Below are 22,442 nucleotides of genomic sequence, written 5' to 3'. Positions count from 1 at the left end.
GGCTGACCGCTGAGCCGGAAGCGTCAGATCAGGCTCACGCGGTAGGCGAAGTTGGCGCCCCTCCGCGCCTCCACCGCGATGTGGAGCACGGCGTCGGCGGGCAGGTAGACCACGTTGACCCGTGAGGTCCCGCAACGAAGGTTCAAGTCCACCAGGTCGAGGTCGCCATGGCTGACGTTGAACGACACCCGTCGCGGGCCCCGGCAGGCCAAGGTCAAGGCATACGTGCCCTCGGGCAGTTTCGCGGTGGTCTCCTCCCGTTCCTCCCCGGCCTCCAAGACACCGTAGTTGGAGTGGAAGACTTCCCCGTCGGCGTCGGGCAGCACCTCCGCGGCCCACTCGTCGAGTTCCGCGCCGGAGACCGGCCGGTTCAAGGCGGGGTCCCGCGGCAGTGCCGCGTCGGTGAATGCCGGGGCGGAGGCGGACGAGCTCCCGCTGGAAAAGTCCTCGTCGTATTCGTAGGCACAGCCGGACAGTGCCGTTCCCAGCACAAGCAGGATTCCCACGGCGGATGCCGTGCGGGTGCGGGGAACGCCCTGCGCTGGAAGAGCGGGCATATGCTGACTTTAAGCCCGCCGGCGTCCTGTCCGCCAGAGTCCGACGGCGGGCGCCGGACGCGGCGCTCCGGTGATTACCGCCCCGGCCCGTCGAAGCTGATCCGGATGCCTGCGACAGCGCCGGTCGCTGGCCCGGGGACGCCTCCGCCATAGCGGACAAGGTGAGCCGAGACATCCCCGGGTTCCAGGACCAGCAGCGCTCCGGTCACGCTGCCGCAGTCGAGGTTGCGCTCCAGGAGGGTGCCGCCCTCGCGGGCGCCCTGGATGACGGACAAATGCGCGTCCGGCGCCCCGATGCAGGCCGCGGAGATCTTGTATCGGCCGGCCCGGGAAATTTCGCCCGACACCGAGAATCCCCCGCTGCTCGTGTCGCCGATTCCGCCCGAGCCGCCGAACAGGAGACCTTCCGGCAACCCGCCGAGGACAGCATCCAACGTCAACAGGTTGCGGGTTTCGGCGGCAACGAGTTCCGGATCCCGGGTAGGCAGCGGCGCGCTGGCCGCGGGAGTGCGGGCGGACGGGCCGGCCGCGGCCGGTACGGTTCCGACGTCGTCGGCGTATTCACACCCCGCCAGCCCCGCAGCGACGGCGCCCGCCGTCAGCAGCAGCGCAGTGCGGACCTTCCAGTGCGTACCCCCAGTAGCAGACATGCACCGAGCCTAGCCGCGGGGGTCGCGGGCGCAAGTCACAGCGGCCCTCGTGGCCGGCGCGCTCCTACGCCGCAGGCGCCAGCTGGTAGGCGTAGATCAGCGGAGCGTCAACACTCGATGTACTGATGCGGAGCGTGCCGTCGGCGGGGACCTTGATGCGTGCCGCCTCCCGGCTGCCGTTGCAGGCCGCTCCGGCCTCGGCCAGCCGGGCGCCGTCGAGGGTGACGTCGAAGAAGGCCTTGCCCCCGCCGTCGCAGGTGATCGTCAGGATGTAGGTGCCCGCCCCGAACCCGGGGGCGGTCTTCACGATCGGTTCCCGGTTGAGGATCTTGCCCGCGTCCTCGAGCACCGTGCCGTCGGCCGAAGGAAGGGCGGTGGCCTTCCACGCCGGCACATCGGCCGACTCGATGGAACCGGCCGGGGAGCATGCTGCGGCGGCAAGTACGATGGCGGCGCCCGCCGCGACGCCAGATGCGCGCTGCAGGATGGCCCGGGCGCGGCGGGAAATGGGGAAGAGCATTCCTCCAACTTACCGCCGATGACGGCGGCACCCGGTTCCTCCCGCGCCCGGACCCGCCTTACTCCGCGGTGAGCTCCAGCACCCGGCCCCGGTGCAGGGCCAGGTACACGCGGTCCCGCAAGCGGTTGGCCTCGCCGTCCGTCAGCGTCCGGTCCAGCGGCTGCAGCACTAGCCGCAGCAGCACATTCACCTGGTCCGGAGCGAGACGGAGCCGTTCGACGGCGGCCGGCGGAAGCGCCGGCGCCGAGGTGACTGCCCTGACCTCCAGCGCAGACAGGACGTCGGCCTCCGTCCCGAGGGCCGTCCGCGCGCGATCACCCAGCAGTTCGACGTCGGCCTCGGCCGCGGAGCCGAGCACGAGGGACAGATCGCGCCTGACCTCCGGCATGACCGACACCGGGCGGTAGGGGAGCAGGTCCAGCAGCTGCGCCTGGATGTCGGGGTTCGCTGCGCGCAGGAGCCGGATGTCCCGGATTCCCTTGCGCAGCATCAGCGCACGGTCCAGGCCCAAGCCCAGGGCGAGGCCGGCCCAGCGACGCGGATCCAGCCCGGAGCCGCGGAGAACCTGCGCGGCGACAAGGCCGCATTCGGCCAGTTCCAGCCATTCCCGGCCGCCGTCCGGCTGGGTCACCAGCACGTCAAGCTGCCTGCCGGTGTCCGTGTAGCTGTGGGTTGCGGGGCTCGCGCGCCATTCGACATCCGGGTGCAAGGAGGCCGGAAGGACCGCCTCCACGACGGCAGCCATCATCTGGTCCAGTTCGGCGGCGCCGAGCAGGCCGCGCGCTTTCAGTCTCCACAGGTCCACCTGGTGCGGAGCGCCGACGTGGGTGCGGTCGATCGAGTCCCGCCGGTACACCAGGCCGGGCAATGCGTGCAGCCGGTCATAGTGGCCCATTTCTGTGCGGAGCGAGTCCAGCAAGGCCGGCACGCCGGCCGAGGTGTGGCTCCGCAGCATCACCGTGGGGCTGACATGGCGGGAGTAGCGCGAATCACGGGTGGCGTCGTGAGGGGAGTAGCCCAGGCGGTCGTAGTTGTCGGCGGTCGCGACGAGGGGGCTGAGCCGGTGGGTTTCCGCCTCGATGTTCCAAAGGCGTTCCAGTGCCCTTGTGATGTCCGCCAGTAGCAGGGACATCGCGTGAGGCCCCTGCTCGGGATCGGCCAAATCGCGGAGTTCCAGGGCGGATTGCAGCTCGGTGGGGGTCAGATAGGTCTTCATGTGGGGTCCTTGGTCGTGAGTGCGGGAGGGGGAGCTTCACCCTCAGCCGCTGCACCGGACGGACCCCGGCGGCTGCAGTTATGCGCGCGACTGGAAGCCCGTGCGGCCGGAAAGCGGCCGAGGGCTGATAAATCGCTGCTGCGTGTGCATGCCACCATGCTACTGCAGGCCGCAGGGGCCCTCCCGGCCGGCGCGCACCCCTTGACCTTGACGTAGCGTCAACCTCTAGCATCGGATTACCGGCCCGGACGGGGCCGGCCAGGCCCGGACAGGGCCGGCGGCGAAGCGGAGGGAGGCAGCCAGATGGAATGGTCCGTGCAGCAGATCGCCCGAACCGCTGGGACTACCAGCCGGACGCTGCGCCACTATGACGACATCGGGCTGCTCAAACCCAGCAGGACTGGAGGCAACGGCTACCGGTTTTACGACCAGTCGACTCTGGTGCGGCTGCAGCGCATCCTGCTCCTGCGGGACCTCGGGCTCGGGCTGCCGGCAATCGCCGAAATCCTCGACCACGAGCCCGATGTCGAACAGGCGCTGGGCCGCCACCTTGACTGGCTGCGGCAGGAACAGGACCGGCTGGCACGTCAGATTGTGTCGGTCCGGCAGACGATGGAAGCACTAAAGGATGGAGGACAGATCATGGCGGAACACATGTTCGACGGCTTCGACCACACCCGCTACAAGGACGAGGTGGAGGAGCGCTGGGGCAAGGACGCGTTCGCGAAAAGCGACGCGTGGTGGCGCGGGATGGCTCCTGCCGAGAAGGAGACGTGGAAGCAGCGTTCCCGGCAGCTGGGCAGCGACTGGATTGCGGCGGCCGAATCGGGTGTCTCAGCGGGCAGTGCGGAGGCGCAGGAGTTGGCCCGGCGACAGGTCGAATGGCTGACCGGGATTCCCGGCACACCTGCCTCGGCGTCCGCGGCTGGTGGCAGCGGCGATGTGAAGGACTACGTCACCGGACTCGGCGAGATGTACGTTGCCGATCCGCGCTTCGCCGCGAACTACGGCGGCGAAGCCGGGGTAATGTTCGTCCGTGACGCCTTGCAGATCTATGCCGCGAAGCACCTCTAGGGTCGGACCCTTTTGTGCCCGCCCGGGGGTCGGACCCTTTTGTGCCCGCTCCGGTGGCCGGCCGTTAAGTGCCCGGCGCCCGGGACCGCCGCGGCCGCCGCGGCCGGGACTAAACTTGTCCGGTGACTCCCTCAACGCATTTCACGGCAGGCAACACCCCCGACGCCCCCCGCAGCGATCTCCCCGACCTGCTCGATTCCCTGGCCCGGGACCTGCGCGGCATCGGCTACACCGTTGACGGCGTCGCCGCACTCCTCGGCCCTGCCGCGCACAGCGCCCTCAGCCGGGATCAGCTCGTTCCCGCGCTGATTGTCACCGAAAAGGCGTGCCACGGGGAGCCGACGACGGCGGCGCTCGCCGCCGTCGTCCGTCTCTGGCTGCTGGCCGAACCGCAGCCGGCCGCAACACTCGACGCCGCCCTGCCCGGGGTCCGCACGCAGGGGCTGCTGGAGCTGGGCCTCGTAGAGCCGGCAACGGAGGGCCGGGTCCAGGCGAAGGTGGATCTGCGGCCGTACGGCTGGGACGGAGCCGCCGGGGAAGACGCCCAGGGGGATAACGCCCAGGGGGAAAACACTGGCGGCGGGGCGGAACTCTGGGTGGCGAGCGATCTGGCCGCCCACCAGCGCCCGGGCGTCCTGCGCCACGACCACGTGCTCGGGATCGGACAGGCGTCCACCACCCTGGTGCAGGTCACCGCCCGACGGCACGCGGCCCGGGCGCTGGACCTCGGCACCGGATGCGGCATCCAGACATTCCACCTGCTGCACCACGCTGAGCACGTGACGGCCACCGACATCTCGGACCGCGCCCTGGCGTTCACCCGCTTCAACCTGCTGCTCAACGCCGGCGAGCTCCACCTGGACCCGGCCGATCTGGAAGCCCGCGTGAGCCTGCGCCGGGGCTCCCTGCTCGACCCCGTGACGGGTGAGGAGTTTGAGCTGGTGGTCTCCAACCCGCCGTTCGTGATCACGCCGCGCACCCCGGGCGAGTCCGCCGCGGACCAGTTCACGTACCGCGACGGCGGCCTGCCGGGCGATGACATCGTCGCCGCGCTGGTCCGGGCCCTGCCTTTGGTGCTGGCTCCTGGCGGAACAGCCCAGCTTTTGGGCAACTGGGAGATCCCGGCGGGCGCTGACTGGGCCGAACGGCCGCAAAGCTGGGCCAGTCCGGACGCGGACGTCTGGTTCATCCAGCGTGAGCAGGTCAGCCCGGAGCAGTACGCCGAGACCTGGCTGCAGGACGCCTCCGAGGCGAGGGACCGGAGGCTCTACCAGGACTCGTACGCCGCCTACCTGGACGACTTCGCCTCCCGCGGCGTTGATGCCATCGGCTTCGGAATGATCTGGCTGAGGCGTCCCGCCGGGGACCCGGTCCTGAGGCGCTTCGAGGAGATCACCTATCCGATCGAGCAGCCCGTCGGCTCGCACCTGGGTGCCGCGGTGGAACGCGCCGACTGGCTGGCCGTTAACGATCTGGCGGCCGCGCACCTGCTGGTGGCCGAGGACGTCACCGAGGAGCGGCACCAGCGCCCGGGCGCCGAACACCCCGGCGTCATCCTGCTGCGCCAGGGTGCTGGCCTGCGTCGCACCAACTTGCTGAGCACCGAGCTGGCCGGCTTTGTTTCAGCGTGCGACGGCGACCTGTCCGTCGGGCAGATCATCGGCGCCCTGGAGGCGCTGCTGGGCGGGGGCGAGGACTGGAACGGCGAGACCTTCCGCGCTGGTCTCCTCACCGAGGTGGCGAACCTGGTTCGCGACGGCTTCCTGCTGCCTGCCTGAGGCGCTAATTCCGGCTGACGGGGCGGCGTCTGCCTCCGGCCCCGCGTCGGCTGCCGGTTCCGCTGCCCCCTCGCTGCCGAAGCGGGGCAGGACATACGCGGCGACGCCCAGGGCCACCAGGACCCCGGCCACCCCGGTGACCAGGAAACTCATCCGGATGGGGAGCAGAGCGCCCAGCAGCCCGCCCAGGGCCAGCGCCCCGATGGAGACGGCCCGGGTCAGGCCTCCGAGGATCGCCATCGCCTGGCCGCGCCCGCTTTCCGGGATCCGCAGGATCGCGATCGCCCCGAAGCACGCGTTCAGCACACCGCAGGCGGCCCCCATGGCGGTGTAGGCCACGAACAGTAGTTCCACACTCGGCACCAGGGCCATGATTCCCAGGAACGCGGAGGTCAGCGCCATCGAGGCCAGCAGCACGCGCAGCCTGGTTGGCGGGGACTTGATCCGGCCGGCCATCGCGGCCCCGGCAGCCATGCCGAGACCGAACGAGGCTGCCAGCAGCCCGTACTGGGTTTCGGTGGCGCCGAGCTCGTCGCGGGCCAGGAACACTTCAAGGACGTTGGTCGCCTCGCCGACGGTGATGAAGAACAGGGCCCCGAGGACCAGGGCCCAGACCAGGCTGTCCCGGCGGATAATGCGCAGGCCGTCCAGCAGGGCGGGAACGTCCTTACCGACCCGCTCGGCGGCAGTTCCACGACGGGTCCGGATGAGCATGGCGGCCACACCCATTGCCAAGTAGCTGGCACTGGCCACGGCGAACACCAGGCCGGATCCGCCCGAGCCGCTGAGCAGCCCGCCTGCGGCCGGTCCGACCATGCCGGCGATCATGATGGTTGCCTGCATGGTGCCCAGCGCCCGGGGGGTCCGTTCTTCCCCGACGATCCTGGGCAGCAGCGCCTGCCAGGTGGGCCCGGCCACCGCCTGGGCGGTATCGAGGAGGAAAGTCATGGCGAACAGTGCCGGAAGGTAGTTGTCCAGATACTGCATGCCCAGACCCATGCCGGCAACCGCCGCGGCACTTACCACGGACGACGCCGTCGCCAGCGTCCGGGAATCCCTAGTGTCCGCCAGCCGGCCGGCCCACGGGGCGAGCAGCACGAGGGGGAGCGCCGAGCAGAACAGATAGGCCGCCATGAGCCAGGGTCCGGCCACCGAGGTCTGGCCCGCGGCGGCGAGGTTCTGCAGGTGCAGCATGACGCTGACGATGACGGCGCCCATGCCGGCCGTGGCGACAAAGCGGGCGCTGCTGGCGAGGAGGAAATCGTGGTTTCGCCAGAGGGGCCGCGCCGCCCGGGACTCGTCCGGCAAGTTATGAAGTATCTGTTTCATAAATAGCAAGCTACTCTTTCCCGGAATGCAGTGTCAAGCAGTTCTTTCATAGTTTGGTGCCGCTCGATAGACTGGTGGGGTGAATGCAGAATCCCCCACGGCGGAGCCACCGGTACCTCCGGCCGCCAAACGCCGGCAGCGCCCGGAAAAGAAAGTGGAAATCACCGACCCCAAGGCAATCCGGGCGCTGGCCCACGCTGCCCGGCTGGAGGTAATTTCCGAACTGTATTCAACCCAGGTGAGCCGGACGGCCACGGAGCTCGCCGCCCAGACCGGCCTCACCCCGAGCGCCATGAGCTATCACCTGCGCGCCCTGCAGAAGTGGGGCATCGTGGTGCCGGCCGCCACCGCGGGCGACGCCAGGGAGCGCCGCTGGAAGGCCGCGGGCACCGACTTCACTATTAACTCGGGCGGAGGTGTGGCGAGCCCTGAGTTCGCCGTGCTGGACCTCGAATTGGACGCCTACCGCCGGCGTGTCAATGCCTACGCCAAGACCCGGGACGAGCAGCGCCAGCGCGGCGAAGCCGTGGACGGGCCCTCCTCCGTGGTGCTGGCCAGCAATTTGCTCTACCTGACGCCGGACCAGCGGGCGGAACTGAACAACCGGCTCTTCGACCTGCTTCGGGACTATGAACTGGAGGACCCGGACCATGTCCCCGCAGGTGCGGAGCGTATGGCGACCATGTGGTCCATGATCCCGGATGACCGGGGAAAGGCTCCTGCGACCCCAGCTGGCACCCCTCCCGGAACCCCGGCCTGACAGCCTCCCGGCCGCGTGGGCCGCGCCCGGCAGAAGGCTGGAATTGCGGGCCTTCATTACGTCCGGAAGTCGTGCCCGGAGGCCCGCGTTTTCATGCGGGATGCGCGGGAATCCGCAAAATATGGTGAACTAGGCGGGTATGGGCGCATCTGCCCGAGAAACCTTTTTCTGTAGGAGCACCGTGCCAAGCAAGGCCAAAACCGGTAAGAAACTCGTGATTGTGGAGTCTCCCGCCAAGAGCAAGACCATCGCCAAGTACCTCGGCGAGGGCTTTATTGTTGAGGCCTCCATTGGTCACATCCGGGACCTTCCGCAGCCCTCGGAACTGCCTGCGGACCTGAAGAAGACCTCGGTGGGCAAGTTCGCCGTCGACATTGAAAACGACTTCAAGCCGTACTACGTGGTGTCTCCGGACAAGAAGAAAAAGGTCGCCGAGCTCAAGGCCCAACTCAAAGACGCTGACGCTCTTTATCTCGCGACCGATGGGGACCGCGAGGGCGAGGCCATCGCGTGGCACCTGCTGGAAGTGCTCAAGCCCAAGGTCCCGGTGTACCGGATGACCTTCGGTGAAATCACCAAGGAAGCCATCCACCGCGCCATGGACAACCTGCGCGACGTCGACCAGGACCTCGTGGACGCGCAGGAAACCCGCCGTGTGCTGGACCGCCTCTATGGCTACGAGATCTCCCCGGTGCTGTGGCGCAAGGTGGCCCGCGGCCTCTCCGCCGGCCGGGTGCAGTCCGTTGTGACCCGCATGGTGGTGGACCGCGAGCGTGAGCGGATGGCCTTCAAAGCAGCCTCTTACTGGGACCTGACCGGACAGTTCGGCGCCGGTTCCGGCTCGTTCAAGGCGAAACTGGCCATGGTCGACGGCGCCAAGGTCGCCAGCGGCCGTGACTTCAACGACAGCGGCGAGCTGACTTCCCGCAATGCCGTGCACCTCAACGAGGAACTCGCCACCTCCCTGGCCGCGGGGCTGCAGGACGCCGATTTCCGGGTCCGCTCCGTCGACACGAAGCCGTACACGCGCCGTCCGGCCGCGCCGTTCACCACCTCGACGCTGCAGCAGGAGGCCGGCCGCAAGCTGCGCTTCTCCTCGAAGAGCACCATGCAGGTGGCCCAGCGGCTGTACGAAAACGGCTACATCACCTATATGCGTACGGACTCCTCCGCGCTGAGCAACGAGGCCATCACGGCCGCGCGGCGCCAGGCCTCCGAGCTGTACGGCCCGGAATACGTCCCCGCGTCACCGCGCGTCTACAGCGGCAAGGCAGCCAACGCGCAGGAGGCGCACGAGGCCATCCGTCCCGCCGGTGACTCGTTCCGCACCCCCGCCCAGGTGGCCAAGCAGCTCTCGGGCGACGAGTTCCGCCTGTACGAGCTGATCTGGAAGCGCACCGTCGCCTCGCAGATGGCCGACGCCAAGGGCTCCACCGCCACCATCCGCCTCGGCGCAGTCGCTGCCGACGGCCGCGACGCCGAATTCTCGGCCTCCGGCACCGTTATCACCTTCCCCGGCTTCCTCGCCGCCTACGAAGAGGGCAAGGACGAAAGCCGCGACGACGACTCCGAGGAAGCCCGCCGGCTGCCGAACGTGGCCAAGGACGACGCGCTCACCGCTTCGGAGATTGCCGCCGTCGGGCACGAAACGTCCCCGCCGCCGCGTTACACCGAAGCGTCGCTGACCGCCGAACTGGAAAAGAAGGGGATTGGACGCCCGTCCACGTACGCCTCCACCATCTCCACCATCCAGGACCGCGGCTACGTCCGGAAGCAGGGCTCCGCACTGGTCCCGAGCTGGATCGCATTCTCCGTCATCCGTCTGCTCGAACAGCACTTCCACGACTACGTGGACTACGAGTTCACGGCCGACATGGAAGCGGACCTCGACAAGATCGCCAACGGTCAGGCCGAGGGGCCCGCCTGGCTCAAGCACTTCTACTTCGGTGAGGATTCCAACCCCGGACTGCTGAGCATCGTCAACAACCTCGGCGAGATCGACGCCCGCGAAATCAACTCCATTCCGATCACCGAGGGCATCACGCTGCGCGTCGGGAAGTTCGGCCCGTACCTGGAAAGCTCCGTCCCGACCGTCGATGCTAAGACCGGCGAAGTGGTTGAGGCCGCCCGCGCCAACGTCCCCGAGGACCTGGCCCCGGATGAGCTCACCGCGACCAAAGCGGTGGAGCTGATGGAAACTGCCGCCCCCGAGGAGCGCGTGCTCGGCACGGACCCCCACACCGGCCACGCCGTCGTCGCCAAGAACGGCCGCTACGGCGCCTACGTCACCGAGATCATCCCGGAGATGACCGAGGAGCAGCTCGCCAACCAGCCGGTGGAGTACTACAAGAACGGCAAGCCGAAGCCGCCGAAGAAGCCCGTGAAGGCCAAACCCCGCACGGGATCGCTGTTCGCGTCGATGAGCGTGGACACCATTACCCTGGAAGAGGCCCTGCAGCTCATGAGCCTGCCCCGGGTGCTCGGCCAGGACGCTGAAGGCAACCCGATCACAGTGCAGAACGGCCGCTTTGGCCCGTACCTGAAGAAGGGCACGGACTCCCGGTCCATCGGCTCGGAAGAGGAAATCTTCACGATTACGCTGGAGCAGGCCCTGGAGATCTATTCCCAGCCGAAGCAGCGCGGCGCCCGCGCCGCCGTCCCGCCGCTGGCCGAGTTTGGCCCGGATCCTGTCTCGGAGAAGAACATCGTGGTGAAGGAAGGCCGGTTCGGCCCGTACATCACCGACGGCGTCACCAACATCACCGTGCCGCGCTCCACCTCACTGGAAGAGCTCACCCGGGAACAGGCTGTCGAGCTCCTCGCCGAGAAGCGCGCCAAGGGACCGGTCAAGCGCACGACGACGGCCCGCAAGGCCCCTGCCCGCAAGGCTGCCGCCAAGAAGTAGATGGTGCTGCCCGAACCGTGCAATCCTCTGCGTGCTCGCTCGTTCCTCGCTTAGACGCACGCTGCCGGATCACTCCGGTTTGGGCAGCGGGGAGAGAGTTAGGAATTGCGGACCCGGGCGCAACGTGATCGAGTAGAGACATGACTGAACAGCCCGATCACTTGGACCTCCAGCCGCTGAACGACCTCGAAGAGAAGCTTGCCCGGGGGGAGCAGCCGGACGCCAACCCCGTTGACGTCATCCTCGCTTTCCTGAACAACGAGGTTTACATTGTCAGCTCCGATGCGCTCGAGGGAGCCGATTCGCAGGTGGAGCCGCTGGTGCTGGCCAACTCCGCCGGGAAGCCTGTCCTGGCCGTGTTCTCCCACCCGAGCCGCGTCACTGAACAGTACCTGGAGGCCGCACCCAACGTGCTCGGCACCCAGGGCGCCGCGATCCTCGGCAACCTCGGCGACGACCTCGGCATGGTCATCAACCCCGGGGCGGCGTTCGGCTTCGAGATCGATCCGGAAGGCGTGGCGAACATCCGCCGCGACTTCAAGCCGGCCGACGAGGCCGATGGTCCCGATGAGGCCACCGGCGGGAACAGCCAGCCCTAATCTGGTGCTCCGGGCACGGCCGGTCCGTTAGGCGGGCCGTGTTCCCGGGGGAATAATGGCACTATGCGTCTAGGCGTCCTTGATATCGGATCAAACACCGTCCACCTTCTGCTCGTGGACGCCCATCCCGGTGCGCGCCCTGTGCCGTTCGCCTCGCACAAGCGCCCGCTGTCCCTCGTGCAGTACCTCGAGAGCGACGGCAGCATCAACGACGCCGGCCAGCACGAGCTGATTGAGTTCGTCCTGGAAGCGTGGGAATTCGCAGCCAAACACAAAGCCGAAGACCTGCTGGCGTTCTGTACTTCCGCGATCCGCGAGGCCGCCAACGGTCCTGCGGTGCTGGCCCGGGTCAAACATGAGACCACCGTGACGCTCCGGGAACTGACGGGCAGCGAAGAGGCCTCAATGACATTCTTCGCCGTCCGCCGCTGGTACGGGTGGGGTGCCGGGCCCATCCTGAACCTGGACATTGGCGGTGGTTCCTTCGAAATGGCCTACGGGGAGGACGAACTCCCCGAACTGGCAACGTCCGTCCCGCTTGGAGCGAGCCGGCTCACCCGGGACTGGCTGCAGGAGGACCCGCCCTCGGCCAAGAGCGTCAAGGAACTCCGCCGCTACATCCGGACCACGCTCAAGCCGGTGGTACGCGACTTGGGGAAGCTCGGCAAGGCGAACCACGTGGCAGGCACGTCCAAGACCTTCCGCTCGCTGGCCCGGATCGCAGGGGCCGCGCCCAGTGCCGCCGGCCCCTACGTCAAGCGGGAACTGTTCGCCTCGGATCTGGGACTCTGGGCTCAGCGCATCTCGGCCATGGACGTGGAGGACCGTCTGAATCTTCCCGGCGTTTCTGAAGCCCGGGCACCCCAGCTACTGGCCGGCGCCCTCGTGGCCGAGGCCGCCCTGGAACTGTTCGAGTTCCCCAGCATGGAGATCTGCCCCTGGGCGCTCCGCGAAGGCCTCATCCTCCGGAGGCTGGACCAGCTGGTCTTCGAGGGGCCGCTGGATCCCGCACCCCACGTGACGCAGATCGACCACCCCGCCGAGCCACAGTCACCCGACGGTGACCCGGCGGACGCCACGCAAGCCGCACCAGCCGACTCCCGGTGAGACTCGGTGCCCCGGTTACCGGCGTCGTGTCGATCCTGGCCCGTACCGTTCGTCTAGAAGGTGAGAGGCCGGCAGGGAGCCGACCGCATCGTCAAGGAGGACACCACCATGGCACAGTATCTGCTCAGCGTTTACCAGCCCGTCGGCCCCGCTCCGACGCCGGAATTTCTTGAGCCCATTATGCAGGACCTCGAGGTCCTGAACCGCGAAATGAAGGCCGCTGGCGTCTGGGTGTTCGCGGCCGGTCTCCATCCCACCGATACCGCCACGGTGGTGCGGCAGCAGGGTGCCGGACTGCTAATCACCGACGGTCCTTTCGCTGAGACGAAGGAGCACCTGGGCGGGTTCACCGTTATCGAAGCGGCGGACCTGGACGCCGCCCTCGGCTGGGCCGGCAAGCTGGCCCGCGCCACCACCCTTCCCATCGAAGTGCGCCCCATCCAGCACTAGGTATTCCGGGATGGTCCGCGAAGCCACGCCAGACCGATCTCCGCCGGAGCCAGGCGGGACCCCCGCACCCGCCCCGGCCAGGGTTCCCGGCGCCGGGGCCCTGGAGGCGGACATCGCCCGCGTCTTTCGGCAGGAATACGGGCGTGCGGTCGCCGTCCTGACCCGTGTGCTCGGGGACATCGACACCGCCGAGGACGCCGTCCAAGATGCCTTTTCCCTCGCCGTCCGGCACTGGCCGTCAACCGGCATCCCGCCAAGCCCGGCAGGTTGGATCATCACCACTGCCCGGAACCGGGCCATCGACGGGTTACGCCGTGAGGCCGGGCGCGGGGACAAACAGATCAAGGCCGCGCTGTTGCAGGCCGGCCGCTCACCGGAACCCTTGACGCCCGAGGATCAAGTCATCGCTGAACTCACGAGGGAGGGCACGGTGGACGATGACAGGCTGCGGATGATCTTTACCTGCTGCCACCCCGCCCTGGCCACCAACGTGCAAGTGGCGCTGACACTGCGGCTGCTGGGAGGGCTCACGACGGCGGAGATCGCCCATGCGTTCCTGGTGCCGGAAACCACCATGGCCCAGCGCCTTGTCCGGGCCAAAGCGAAGATCCGGGATGCCAGGATTCCGTACCGGGTGCCGCAAGGCGCGGAACTGCCGGCCCGCCTGCCGCAGGTGCTTGCTGTGGTGTACCTGATCTTCAACGAGGGCTACAGTTCCAGCTCCGGTGGCCCGCTGATCCGGGAGGACCTCTGCAGGGAAGGGATCAGGCTGGGCCGCCTGCTGGCAGCGCTGATGCCTGACGAACCCGAAGCGACGGGCCTGCTGGCGCTGATGCTGCTGACCGAATCACGACGCCCCGCGAGAGACTCCAACGGCGGTCTGGTGCTCCTGGCGGAGCAGGACCGGCGCTTGTGGAACCGGGCCCTCATCGCCGAAGGCCAGGAGCTGCTGCGTCAATGCCTGCGGAGGAACCGGCCCGGCCCGTACCAGCTCCAGGCCGCGATCAACGCCGTCCACAGCGACGCGTACGATGCCGCAGCAACGGACTGGGGGCAGATTCTCCGGCTCTACGACCAGCTCGCCGGCGTCGCGCCCGGACCCGTGGTGGCTCTCAACCGGGCAGTCGCGCTGGCCGAGCTCGAGGGCCCGGAACCTGCTTTGGTGGTCGTCGACGCGCTCGGGCTGGAGAACTATTACCTGGCCCACGCCGTCCGGGCCGACTTCCTGGTCCGGCTGGGCCGCAGCGCCGAGGCTGCCGCGGCATACCGGTCTGCGCTGAACCTGGCCCGCAACGAGGCGGACAGGACATTCCTGGAAGACCGATTGCGGGCCCTTGGACCGGGCAGGGCTCCATAACCCGGCCATTGACCGCGCAATGTGAACAGGGGAGTTAACGACGAAGGCACCGGCCGTCTGCTGCGGGAAAATGGGGGGAAACCCGCTGCAGACCACCGGTGCCGGGCAGACATCCGCATGTCTGCCGCATCACTCGCACCCTCAATGAGGTAATAACTACGTTAGTCACGGAGTTTGTGAAGATGCTGACCTGAAGATGGGAGCTGGCTGTGAATCGGGGCGGACTGCAATGATGGGGGCATGAGCAACCGAATCGCATTCCTGGGCTGTGGATCAATGAACGAGGCCATCATGGGCGGCCTGATCGCGGGCGGCGCCGACCCGGCAGACATTGTCGCCACCGTTCGCCGCGCCGAACGGGCCGACGAACTCGCCAAACGGCATCACGGCATCACGGCCATCGCCGGCGAGGAAGAGCCTGAGAACAACAAGCAGGCCACCACCGGCGCCGCCGTCGTGATCCTGGGCGTCAAGCCCGTGGGCATCGCGGATCTGGCCCGCGAGATTGGCGATTCGCTGGCTCCTGACGCGATCGTTATCAGCGTCGCTGCAGCCGTCTCGCTGGAGCAGCTGGAAGCCGCCCTGCCGGCTGGCCAGGCCGTGATCCGGACGATGCCGAACACCCCTGCGAAGCTCGGCCGTGGCGTCGTGTCGGTGTCGCCGGGGACGCATTGCTCCGCGGCGCAGCTCCAGCTGGCCAAGGACGTCCTGGCGGCCGCGGGCACAGTCGTCGAAATCCCCGAGTCCCAGGTCGACGCGCTGTCCGCGATCAGCGGGTCCGGCCCGGCGTACGCGTTCTACCTGGCCGAAGCAATGGCGGACGCCGGCGTCGAACTGGGACTCGACCGGGAACTATCGCTGCTGATTGCGCGCGAAACCGTCGCGGGGGCAGGCTTCATGCTGGCCGAACCGGGTGCGGATCCGGCGGCGCTGCGCAAAGCCGTCACCAGCCCCAACGGCACCACCGAACGCGCGATCGCCACTTTCGACGAGCGCGGCCTGCCCGCGATCATTGCCGACGGCGCCCGCTCCGCCGCTGCCCGGGCCGCGGAGATCACCCAGCAGCTCGCCTAGCCGCCCCGCAGGCGGAACCCAAGACCCAGACCGGACCGAGTGGCAGGATAGGACCCATGGAACTGCACATCACGGGGGACCCCGCGGCGGATAAACTTCTCAGCGACGACGCGTTTGCCCTGCTGACCGGCATGCTGCTGGACCAGCAGGTGACCATGGAATCGGCTTTTGCCGGTCCCGAAAAGATCCGGACGCGCCTTGGGTCCATGGACCCCGCCGCGATCGCCGGCTACGATCCCCAAGAGTTCGTCGAGATGTTCAAAGAGCGCCCGGCCGTCCACCGGTTCCCCGGATCCATGGCCGGCCGCGTCCAAGCCCTTGCCGAGACGGTCCACAGCGACTGGAACGGCGACGCTACCGCCATCTGGACGCAGGGTGACCCTGACGGGCAGGAGGTGCTGCGCAGGCTCAAGGCGTTGCCGGGATTCGGCGAGCAAAAGGCGAAGATCTTCCTGGCCCTGCTGGGAAAGCAGTGCGGGCTCCAGGCTGAAGGCTGGCGGGAGGCCGCCGGACACTATGGCCAGGAGAACGCCTTCCTGTCCGTCGCCGACATTGTGGATCCGGAGTCGCTGAGCAGGGTGCGCGCCAGCAAGCAGGCAGCCAAGGCCGCGGCCAAGGCGGCGAAGACCGCCGGGCCCTGATCCTGCGGCAGCTCAGCCAGCGTTGCCGGGATGAGTGCGCCCGACGGCGGAGGAACCCCTAGTGGTGGAGGTCGGGACCATGAACGAACAGCCGGTAGGACGACTCCTCTCCCTCTGGTCGGCCACCGGCGGAACCGCCTCGTACGCGCCCCTCGAGGCGTCCCTGGACGTGGACGTTGCCGTGATTGGCGGCGGCGTCGCAGGACTGACTGCCGCACTGGCCCTGAAACGGGCTGGCCAGACGGTGGCCGTGCTAGAGGCGGCGGGGGTGGGCACCGGCGTCACCGGGAACACCACGGGCAAGGTCACCTCCCTGCACCGGCTTGCCTACTCCGAACTGGCGGCTCGCCACGGCGCCGGCACCGCCGGCACCTACGGGCAGGCCAACGAGGCGGCAATTGAACACATTGCTGGCGTCGTGTTGGCGGAGGGAATTGACTGCGGCTTCCGGCGGGTGGCCAACTACACCTACGCCGAATCCGGGCGGGCGCTTGCGCTGGTCCGGGAGGAAGCGGCGCTGGCCGCGCGGCTGGGGCTGCCGGCATCCTTCACCACAGATGTTCCGCTGCCTTTCGCAGTCCGGGGCGCCGTCCGTTTCGACGGCCAGGCTCAGCTCCACGCGCTCAGGTACGTGCAGGGCCTGGCCCGTGCCGTGGACGGGAACGGCAGCTTTGTCTTTGAGGAGTCGCCCGCCACGGGTTTCCGTGACGGCTCCCCGGCCGTGGTGGCTACGGAGCGGGGATCAATCCGGGCCACGGAAATCATTGTGGCGACCAACCTGCCGTTCGGTGACCACGGACTTTTCGCCGGGCGATGCTACGCGCACCGCTCGTATCTCGTCGCCGGCCGGAGCGCCGTTCCTCCGCTGGACGCAACCTTTGTCAGCGTAGATGAGCCGATGCGCTCCATCCTGACCGTCGACGTCGGGGGCAGCAGTTACGTGCTGGCCGGCGGTGAAGGACACCCGGCCACCGAAAGCGTTGATTCCGCCGAACGGTACCGAAGGCTCGCGGCTTTTGCCCGCGACCGCCTTGGCGCCGGGGAGATCGCCTTCCGCTGGTCCACCCAGGACGCCATGCCTGCCGACGGGCTGCCGTACGTGGGCCTCATGGCTCCGGAGTTCCGGCATGTCCACGTGATCACCGGGCTGCGAAAATGGGGCCTCACCAACGGCACGGCCGCAGCCCTGATCCTGCGGGACACACTGTGCGGCACCGACAACCCGTGGGCCGCCGTCTTCGACAGCACCAGAAGCGCGCATGCAACAGGTGCGGTACCGGCGGTGCCGAAGGAGTCAGTGCCTGACGCCGACGGTGCTGCTCCCTCGGAGATGGCCGTGCCCGAGGTAGCCCCGGGCGAGGGGAAGGTGGTGGAGGTCGACGGGGCCAGAACTGCCGTGTACGTCAGCCCCGAGGGGGACGTCCAAGCTGTCTCGGCAGTCTGCACGCACCTTGGCTGCACTGTGGAGTTCAACTCGACGGACGTGACGTGGGACTGCCCCTGCCACGGCTCCCGGTTCACCACTGATGGCATCGTTATCCAGGGGCCGGCCACGAGGAACCTGGCCGGCCCGGCGCCGGACCGCGCCGAGTCCGCCCGGTAAGGTGCCTAGCGCCGGGGCGCTGTTGACGGCCGCTACGGCCGGGCGGCGAACCGTTCCAGCAGGTCCACGTGCCCGGAAACAATGAGCATGTCCCGTGAGGACACCTTCGTCTCCGGCCGGGCGTAGGTGAAGTCCTCGCCCGGGGATTTGACGCCCACAATCGTGACACCGTATTTCGACCGGACCTTGGATTCGTCCAGCGTGAAGCCCACGGTTTCACGCGGCGGATACATCTTCACGATCGCGAAGTCGTCGTCGAACTCGATGAAGTCCAGCATGCGGCCGGAGACCAGGTGCGCGGCGCGGACGCCGGCGTCGGCCTCCGGGTAGATCACGTGGTTGGCGCCGATCCGGGTCAGGATCTTGCCGTGCGAGGGCGTGATTGCCTTGACCCAGAGGTGCTCGATGCCGAGGTCCACGAGATTCACGGTGATCAGCACCGAGGATTCGATCGACGTGCCCACGCCCACGACGGCGGAGCTGAACTCCTGCGCGCCGAGCTGGCGGAGGGCATCGATGTTGGTGGCGTCGGCCTCGACGACGTGCGTCAGGACGCTGGACCACTTCTGCACCAGGCTCCGGTCGCGTTCGATGGCCAGCACCTCGCGGCCCTGCTTGACCAGTTGTTCGGCCGTGGATGCGCCGAAGCGGCCCAGGCCGATCACCAGCACGGGGGCGTTGTGGGCGGGGCGGTTGACGGCGCCTGAGGAACTAGCCAATGATCGGTCTCTCTTCCGGGTAGTGGTACAGCTGGCTGCGCTGGCGCAGGGCCAGGGCGGCGGCCAGGGTGACGGTGCCGACGCGCCCGGCAAACATAAGGGCGGTAAGGACATAAACGCCCGACGGCGGCAGCTCGGCACTGAGGTTCGTGCTGAGGCCCACCGTGGCGAAGGCGGAAATTGTCTCAAAGAGCACCCGGTCCAGGGATGCCCCGCTGATGTGGAGCAGCAGCATGGCCGACACTGCGACGAGGGTTGCGCCGGCGACGATGACCGAGATGGCCACCCGCATGGTGCCCTCGGGGATGGTGCGGCCGTAGACCTTCACGTCGGAGTCACCACGGGCCTCGGCGGCGATCGCCAGGAACATCACGGCGATGGTGGTCACCTTGATGCCGCCCGCCGTCGACGCTGAACCGCCGCCGGCGAACATCAGCGCGTCGGTGAGCAGCATGGTGGTGGAATCCATCTGGTTCTGGTCCACGAGGTTGAATCCGCCGGACCGGGTCATCACGGACGCGAAGAGCGAATGAATGACCTTGTCCGCCACGTTCATGCCGCCGATGGTCCGCAGGTTCTCCCATTCCATCAGCCCCCACAGCACGGTCCCGCCGACCAGCAAAATGAGCGAGACCTGGATGGTCAGCTTGGTGTGGAGGTTCCACTTCTTCCAGTTCAGACCGTTCTGGTGCAGCACCATGACCACCGGGAACCCGAGGCTGCCGAGGAAGACGCCCACCATCAGCGGGACGAGGATCCACAAATCGGTCTCGTAGGGGACGATGCCGTCAGAGTGCGGGGTGAAACCGGCGTTATTGAACGAAGAAATCGCGTAGAACACCCCGTGCCACACGGACTGGCCGAAGCTTTCGCCCAGCATCAGGAACCGCGGGATCAGCGCCAGCGCCAGCGTCGCCTCGATCACCACTGACGTCACGATGACAATCCGCAGCAGGGTGCCCACCTCGCCGAGGCGGCCGGCGTTCATGGCCTCCTGGGCGATCAGCTTGCCGCGGACGCCCAGCTTCTTGCTCACCATGAGGGCCAGTAGCGAGGCCAGGGTCAGGGTGCCCAGGCCGCCCACGAAAATGCCGACCAGGATGACGAGCTGGCCGAAGAAGGACCAGTGCACTGCCGTGGACACCACGGTCAGGCCCGTGACACAGACCGCAGACACCGCGGTGAACATGGCCTGGTACAGCGGGGTGAAATCACCCGTCGCCGACGCCATCGGCAGGGACAGCAGGGCGGTGAACACCAGGATCACCATGCCGAACGCGGACAGGGCCAGGCGGGCGGGAGAGGTGTTGGCGATGTTGTCGATGAAGTCGCGAAGGCGTGTGAAGATCCACAGGCCTTCCCGCTCCGGAGTGCCGGGGTGCCAGCTGGCCGGGCTCTTGGACCTCGACTGGCTCTGCGTCATGTGTGACATTTCCTTGCTAGAAACTGTTTCCTTCAGTAGTAAACCACTAAACCCCGCGCAATGACCGGGGAGGGGGCTCCCACGCTCGGGTAGCCTGTGATTGATGACATACCTGCCGGGGCTCGCACAGACCGCACTGCCAACGACGGTGGTGTGGGATCCAGCCATGACCGCCTACAATTTCGGCCACGGCCACCCGATGGCCCCGGAGCGGATGGAACTCACCGCCCGGCTGGCCGGGAGCCTTGGCCTGCTGGACCTGGACCACGTCACGGTGGCGGCCCCGGATGTCGCCAGCGACGCGGAGCTGTGCACGGTCCACAGCCCGGACTTCGTCGCCGCGGTGCGGCGCGTGAGCGCGGATCCCGGGACCCCGGACCTGGACCGCGGACTCGGTACTGAGGACGACCCGGCCTTTGCCGGTATGCACGAGGCGAGTGCCCGGCTGGCGGGCGGCTCCCTCCTGGCAGCCGCCGCCCTTCTGGACGGCACCGCCGTCCGAGCGGTGAACTTCGGCGGGGGCATGCACCATGCGGCCCGCGAACGCGCCAGCGGTTTCTGCATTTACAACGACGCGGCCCTGGCCATCCAGCGGCTGCTCGACGGCGGTGTGCAGCGCGTTGCGTATATCGACATCGACGCCCATCACGGCGACGGAACCCAGAGCATCTTCTGGGACGATCCGCGGGTACTGACGATTTCCCTGCACGAAACGGGGCTCACCCTGTTCCCGGGAACCGGTTACGCCAACGAGATCGGCGGGCCCAGCGCCCAAGGCAGCGCCGTGAACGTGGCACTGCCGGCCGGGACCGGTGACGGCGGCTGGCTCCGGGCATTCCACGCGGTAGTGCCGCAGCTCGTCGGGGCGTTCGAACCGGAGGTCATCGTCAGCCAGCACGGCTGCGACTCCCACCGGCTGGACCCGCTCACGCACCTGAACATCAGCGTCGACGGCCAGCGGGAGGCCGCCACCGCCATCGGCAACCTCGCGGACCGCTATTGCGACAACCGCTGGATCTCCACAGGCGGCGGGGGGTACAACGTGGTCACCGTGGTGCCGCGGGCCTGGAGCCACCTGATCGCCATCGCGGCCGGGCGCCCCGTGCCGTTGCGCACGCCTGTGCCGGAGGATTGGCGCAGTTACGTGAAGGAGAAGTACGGGGCCAAATACGGTGTGGCCGCACCGGAGATGATGGGCGACGACGTCGACCTCTGGTGGCGCTCGTGGGAAGTCGGTTTCGATCCGAACGACGCCGTGGACCGGACGGTCATGGCCACCCGCAAGGAAGTCTTTCCGCTCTACGGGCTGGATCCCTGGTTCGACTAGCGGGGACCGGCAGTTGCGGCTAACCAGCGGACGGCTGGGGGCTAGGCTTCTCGGTCTGGAACACGACCCCCGCCGCGCCAATGATCCAGCCCAGCAGCGACAGCGAGAATGCCCCGATCAGATCGGTGGAGGCGGTGCCCTTCACGAGCCACACGCCGAGCACCAGCATCCCGATCACCAGATAGACCATCAACGCCGTGATGACCCGGCCGGACAGCTTTGTGGTGATCCCGCCGGCGTCGAAGATGCCTTCGCTGGCCTGTCCGGCGGACCCCCCGCCGGCCTGTTCCTCCCGGCGCACCTCGGCCATGGTGAAGCCGAGCGCGGAGGCGGTCAGTGAGCTCAGCGACGTGGACAGCGCCCCGGCCGCACAAACGACGGCCCCGTTCAGCTTGGGCGGCGTGCCCGGAATCTCCGGGATGAACACCCAGACCTGGATCAGCACGTTGCCCCAGACGATCACGAAGAGGGCCAGGAACACGGCAGCGATGATGTTGAACAGCTGTTTCCGGAAGATGTCGCCCATGGTCGTGCACTCCTCTGCGTCCTCAGGCTGCGGCCCCACCCGCCGGGCAGGCGGTGGGTCCCGTTCTAGCACCGCGCCGGGCACGGGGCAATGCCCGGCGCATGCAGTGAGGGCCGCAATTAGTGGATGCCATCCGGCGTATATGTCGCTAGTGTGGAGGGCATGGTGACAGACGACGTATTTGCCGTCATTGCTGAGGCAACCCGGCGTGACATTCTGGTATCCCTTCGCAAGGGGGACAAAGCAGTGGGGGAGCTGGTCCAGGAGCTCGAGGCCAGCCAGCCCACCATTTCCAAACATCTGAAGGTACTCCGCGAAGCGGACCTGGTGAGCATGCGCGCCCAGGGCCAGAAACGCTACTACACACTCAATCCCAAGCCGCTGGCCGGGATCGCCAACTGGCTGGAGACGTTCGACGTCGCCAGCGCCGCCTCGGCACCAGCACAGCCACCGGCACAGGAAACGTCATCTGCGCCGTCGCCGGCGCGGATGCCCGACCACCGGCTGCAACCCGTCCCGGACACCTTGGCCGCCGCCGCCACCGCCGCTCCGGCTCCGCAGCCTGCCGCCGCGCTCGCCGGACGGGCCGCCGGCAGCCCGCTGAGTCCCGCCGTCGTTCTCCCCGTGGGGACGGCCGGCGAGGATAAAATGCCGCAGCAGATCGGCCGGACCGTCGGCCGGGCGGCCACCAAAGCCGCCGACCTCCTGGCCAACCTGCCGAAGTTCGGCCGCAAGAAGTAACCCTGCCCGTTTGTGACCCGCGTCACCGGCATTCCTGTCACACGGGGCGATTAGCGGTGCCCGAATGGATATCCCTTCCGGCCCGG

General features: G+C 68.0%; 20 protein-coding genes and 1 pseudogene. 13 read left to right on the top strand and 8 right to left on the bottom strand.

From position 1 onward, the window contains the following. Positions 1–23: 23 nt before the first annotated feature. The 4 genes from ASE96_RS18065 to srmL form a co-directional block, all read right to left on the bottom strand. On the bottom strand, positions 24–557 hold the full coding sequence (locus ASE96_RS18065) for a DUF6023 family protein (protein ID WP_056433703.1): 534 nt from the start codon (positions 555–557) through the stop codon (positions 24–26). Between the two features lie 74 nt (positions 558–631). Then, positions 632–1,207, bottom strand: coding sequence for a hypothetical protein (locus tag ASE96_RS18060; protein ID WP_056433702.1), 576 nt, complete (start codon positions 1,205–1,207; stop codon positions 632–634). A 64-nt stretch (positions 1,208–1,271) separates the two neighbouring features. Further along, positions 1,272–1,727: a hypothetical protein gene (locus tag ASE96_RS18055; RefSeq protein WP_056433701.1), complete on the bottom strand. Its 456-nt coding sequence runs from the start codon at positions 1,725–1,727 to the stop codon at positions 1,272–1,274. Positions 1,728–1,785: 58 nt separating this feature from the next. Beyond that, positions 1,786–2,943, bottom strand: coding sequence for a PheS-related mystery ligase SrmL (gene srmL / locus ASE96_RS18050; protein WP_056433698.1), 1,158 nt, complete (start codon positions 2,941–2,943; stop codon positions 1,786–1,788). Positions 2,944–3,246: 303 nt separating this feature from the next. On the opposite strand from srmL, the gene ASE96_RS18045 reads away from it, so the two are divergent. Beyond that, positions 3,247–4,017: a MerR family transcriptional regulator gene (locus ASE96_RS18045; protein ID WP_056433692.1), complete on the top strand. Its 771-nt coding sequence runs from the start codon at positions 3,247–3,249 to the stop codon at positions 4,015–4,017. 122 nt (positions 4,018–4,139) lie between these two features. Further along, positions 4,140–5,795 (top strand): DUF7059 domain-containing protein, encoded by a 1,656-nt coding sequence (locus ASE96_RS19665; protein ID WP_056433690.1) that lies wholly within the window; start codon positions 4,140–4,142, stop codon positions 5,793–5,795. Between the two features lie 141 nt (positions 5,796–5,936). On the opposite strand, the pseudogene ASE96_RS19005 reads toward ASE96_RS19665, so the two are convergent. Then, positions 5,937–6,989: pseudogene (locus ASE96_RS19005) on the bottom strand (MFS transporter); the annotation flags it as partial. 214 nt (positions 6,990–7,203) lie between these two features. Between ASE96_RS19005 and ASE96_RS18035 the strand changes: the two are divergent. From ASE96_RS18035 to ASE96_RS17995, 9 genes are all read left to right on the top strand, one after another. Continuing rightward, positions 7,204–7,884 (top strand): ArsR/SmtB family transcription factor, encoded by a 681-nt coding sequence (locus ASE96_RS18035; RefSeq protein ID WP_056433688.1) that lies wholly within the window; start codon positions 7,204–7,206, stop codon positions 7,882–7,884. A gap of 181 nt (positions 7,885–8,065) precedes the next feature. Beyond that, entirely contained in the window at positions 8,066–10,789 is a 2,724-nt protein-coding gene (gene topA, locus ASE96_RS18030; protein ID WP_056433685.1) for a type I DNA topoisomerase, read from the top strand. A gap of 140 nt (positions 10,790–10,929) precedes the next feature. Continuing rightward, on the top strand, positions 10,930–11,388 hold the full coding sequence (locus ASE96_RS18025; RefSeq protein ID WP_056433682.1) for an SseB family protein: 459 nt from the start codon (positions 10,930–10,932) through the stop codon (positions 11,386–11,388). A 63-nt stretch (positions 11,389–11,451) separates the two neighbouring features. Further along, positions 11,452–12,495, top strand: a complete 1,044-nt coding sequence (locus ASE96_RS18020) for a Ppx/GppA phosphatase family protein (RefSeq protein WP_056433679.1) — start codon at positions 11,452–11,454, stop codon at positions 12,493–12,495. Between the two features lie 108 nt (positions 12,496–12,603). Continuing rightward, a complete protein-coding gene (locus ASE96_RS18015; protein WP_056433676.1) occupies positions 12,604–12,945 on the top strand; it encodes a YciI family protein in 342 nt (113 codons plus the stop codon). Positions 12,946–12,955: 10 nt separating this feature from the next. Beyond that, the gene (locus ASE96_RS18010; RefSeq protein ID WP_082492838.1) at positions 12,956–14,302 is read left to right on the top strand and encodes an RNA polymerase sigma factor; all 1,347 of its coding nucleotides are present in this window, start codon (positions 12,956–12,958) and stop codon (positions 14,300–14,302) included. Between the two features lie 240 nt (positions 14,303–14,542). Then, positions 14,543–15,376 carry a pyrroline-5-carboxylate reductase gene (proC, locus tag ASE96_RS18005; RefSeq protein WP_056433673.1) on the top strand — a complete coding sequence of 278 codons (834 nt, stop codon included), beginning with the start codon at positions 14,543–14,545 and terminating at the stop codon, positions 15,374–15,376. Between the two features lie 56 nt (positions 15,377–15,432). Then, positions 15,433–16,017: an HhH-GPD-type base excision DNA repair protein gene (locus ASE96_RS18000; protein ID WP_056433669.1), complete on the top strand. Its 585-nt coding sequence runs from the start codon at positions 15,433–15,435 to the stop codon at positions 16,015–16,017. Positions 16,018–16,096: 79 nt separating this feature from the next. Then, the gene (locus ASE96_RS17995) at positions 16,097–17,620 is read left to right on the top strand and encodes an FAD-dependent oxidoreductase (protein ID WP_056433859.1); all 1,524 of its coding nucleotides are present in this window, start codon (positions 16,097–16,099) and stop codon (positions 17,618–17,620) included. A 32-nt stretch (positions 17,621–17,652) separates the two neighbouring features. Here ASE96_RS17995 and ASE96_RS17990 read toward each other — a convergent pair whose 3' ends face one another. Together ASE96_RS17990 and ASE96_RS17985 are read right to left on the bottom strand one after the other, a co-directional pair. Further along, positions 17,653–18,291, bottom strand: a complete 639-nt coding sequence (locus tag ASE96_RS17990; protein ID WP_175558467.1) for a potassium channel family protein — start codon at positions 18,289–18,291, stop codon at positions 17,653–17,655. 40 nt (positions 18,292–18,331) lie between these two features. After that, positions 18,332–19,762: a TrkH family potassium uptake protein gene (locus tag ASE96_RS17985; RefSeq protein ID WP_056433667.1), complete on the bottom strand. Its 1,431-nt coding sequence runs from the start codon at positions 19,760–19,762 to the stop codon at positions 18,332–18,334. 103 nt (positions 19,763–19,865) lie between these two features. On the opposite strand from ASE96_RS17985, the gene ASE96_RS17980 reads away from it, so the two are divergent. Then, entirely contained in the window at positions 19,866–21,089 is a 1,224-nt protein-coding gene (locus tag ASE96_RS17980; protein ID WP_056433664.1) for an acetoin utilization protein AcuC, read from the top strand. A gap of 19 nt (positions 21,090–21,108) precedes the next feature. Here the strand turns inward: ASE96_RS17980 and ASE96_RS17975 are convergent, their stop codons facing one another. Beyond that, positions 21,109–21,615 (bottom strand): hypothetical protein, encoded by a 507-nt coding sequence (locus ASE96_RS17975; protein WP_056433660.1) that lies wholly within the window; start codon positions 21,613–21,615, stop codon positions 21,109–21,111. 162 nt (positions 21,616–21,777) lie between these two features. Between ASE96_RS17975 and ASE96_RS17970 the strand changes: the two genes are divergently transcribed. Further along, positions 21,778–22,356, top strand: a complete 579-nt coding sequence (locus ASE96_RS17970; RefSeq protein ID WP_056433657.1) for an ArsR/SmtB family transcription factor — start codon at positions 21,778–21,780, stop codon at positions 22,354–22,356. Positions 22,357–22,442: the final 86 nt, after the last annotated feature.

The sequence above is a fragment of the Arthrobacter sp. Leaf69 genome (assembly GCF_001422645.1).
Lineage (GTDB): Bacteria > Actinomycetota > Actinomycetes > Actinomycetales > Micrococcaceae > Arthrobacter.
The sequence above is the reverse complement of the archived record's forward strand: the minus strand, read 5'-3'. Positions and strand labels throughout refer to the sequence as shown.

Coding starts and splice junctions, on each gene's coding strand:
- ASE96_RS18015 (WP_056433676.1), top strand. CDS start 12,604: ATGGCACAGTATCTGCTCAGCGTTTACCAGCCCGTCGGCCCCGCTCCG.
- ASE96_RS18000 (WP_056433669.1), top strand. CDS start 15,433: ATGGAACTGCACATCACGGGGGACCCCGCGGCGGATAAACTTCTCAGC.
- ASE96_RS18055 (WP_056433701.1), bottom strand. CDS start 1,727: ATGCTCTTCCCCATTTCCCGCCGCGCCCGGGCCATCCTGCAGCGCGCA.
- ASE96_RS17980 (WP_056433664.1), top strand. CDS start 19,866: ATGACATACCTGCCGGGGCTCGCACAGACCGCACTGCCAACGACGGTG.
- ASE96_RS17995 (WP_056433859.1), top strand. CDS start 16,097: ATGAACGAACAGCCGGTAGGACGACTCCTCTCCCTCTGGTCGGCCACC.
- ASE96_RS18060 (WP_056433702.1), bottom strand. CDS start 1,207: ATGTCTGCTACTGGGGGTACGCACTGGAAGGTCCGCACTGCGCTGCTG.
- ASE96_RS18065 (WP_056433703.1), bottom strand. CDS start 557: ATGCCCGCTCTTCCAGCGCAGGGCGTTCCCCGCACCCGCACGGCATCC.
- ASE96_RS17985 (WP_056433667.1), bottom strand. CDS start 19,762: ATGACGCAGAGCCAGTCGAGGTCCAAGAGCCCGGCCAGCTGGCACCCC.
- proC (WP_056433673.1), top strand. CDS start 14,543: ATGAGCAACCGAATCGCATTCCTGGGCTGTGGATCAATGAACGAGGCC.
- ASE96_RS17975 (WP_056433660.1), bottom strand. CDS start 21,615: ATGGGCGACATCTTCCGGAAACAGCTGTTCAACATCATCGCTGCCGTG.
- ASE96_RS18025 (WP_056433682.1), top strand. CDS start 10,930: ATGACTGAACAGCCCGATCACTTGGACCTCCAGCCGCTGAACGACCTC.
- srmL (WP_056433698.1), bottom strand. CDS start 2,943: ATGAAGACCTATCTGACCCCCACCGAGCTGCAATCCGCCCTGGAACTC.
- ASE96_RS18020 (WP_056433679.1), top strand. CDS start 11,452: ATGCGTCTAGGCGTCCTTGATATCGGATCAAACACCGTCCACCTTCTG.
- ASE96_RS17970 (WP_056433657.1), top strand. CDS start 21,778: ATGGTGACAGACGACGTATTTGCCGTCATTGCTGAGGCAACCCGGCGT.
- ASE96_RS18010 (WP_082492838.1), top strand. CDS start 12,956: ATGGTCCGCGAAGCCACGCCAGACCGATCTCCGCCGGAGCCAGGCGGG.
- ASE96_RS18045 (WP_056433692.1), top strand. CDS start 3,247: ATGGAATGGTCCGTGCAGCAGATCGCCCGAACCGCTGGGACTACCAGC.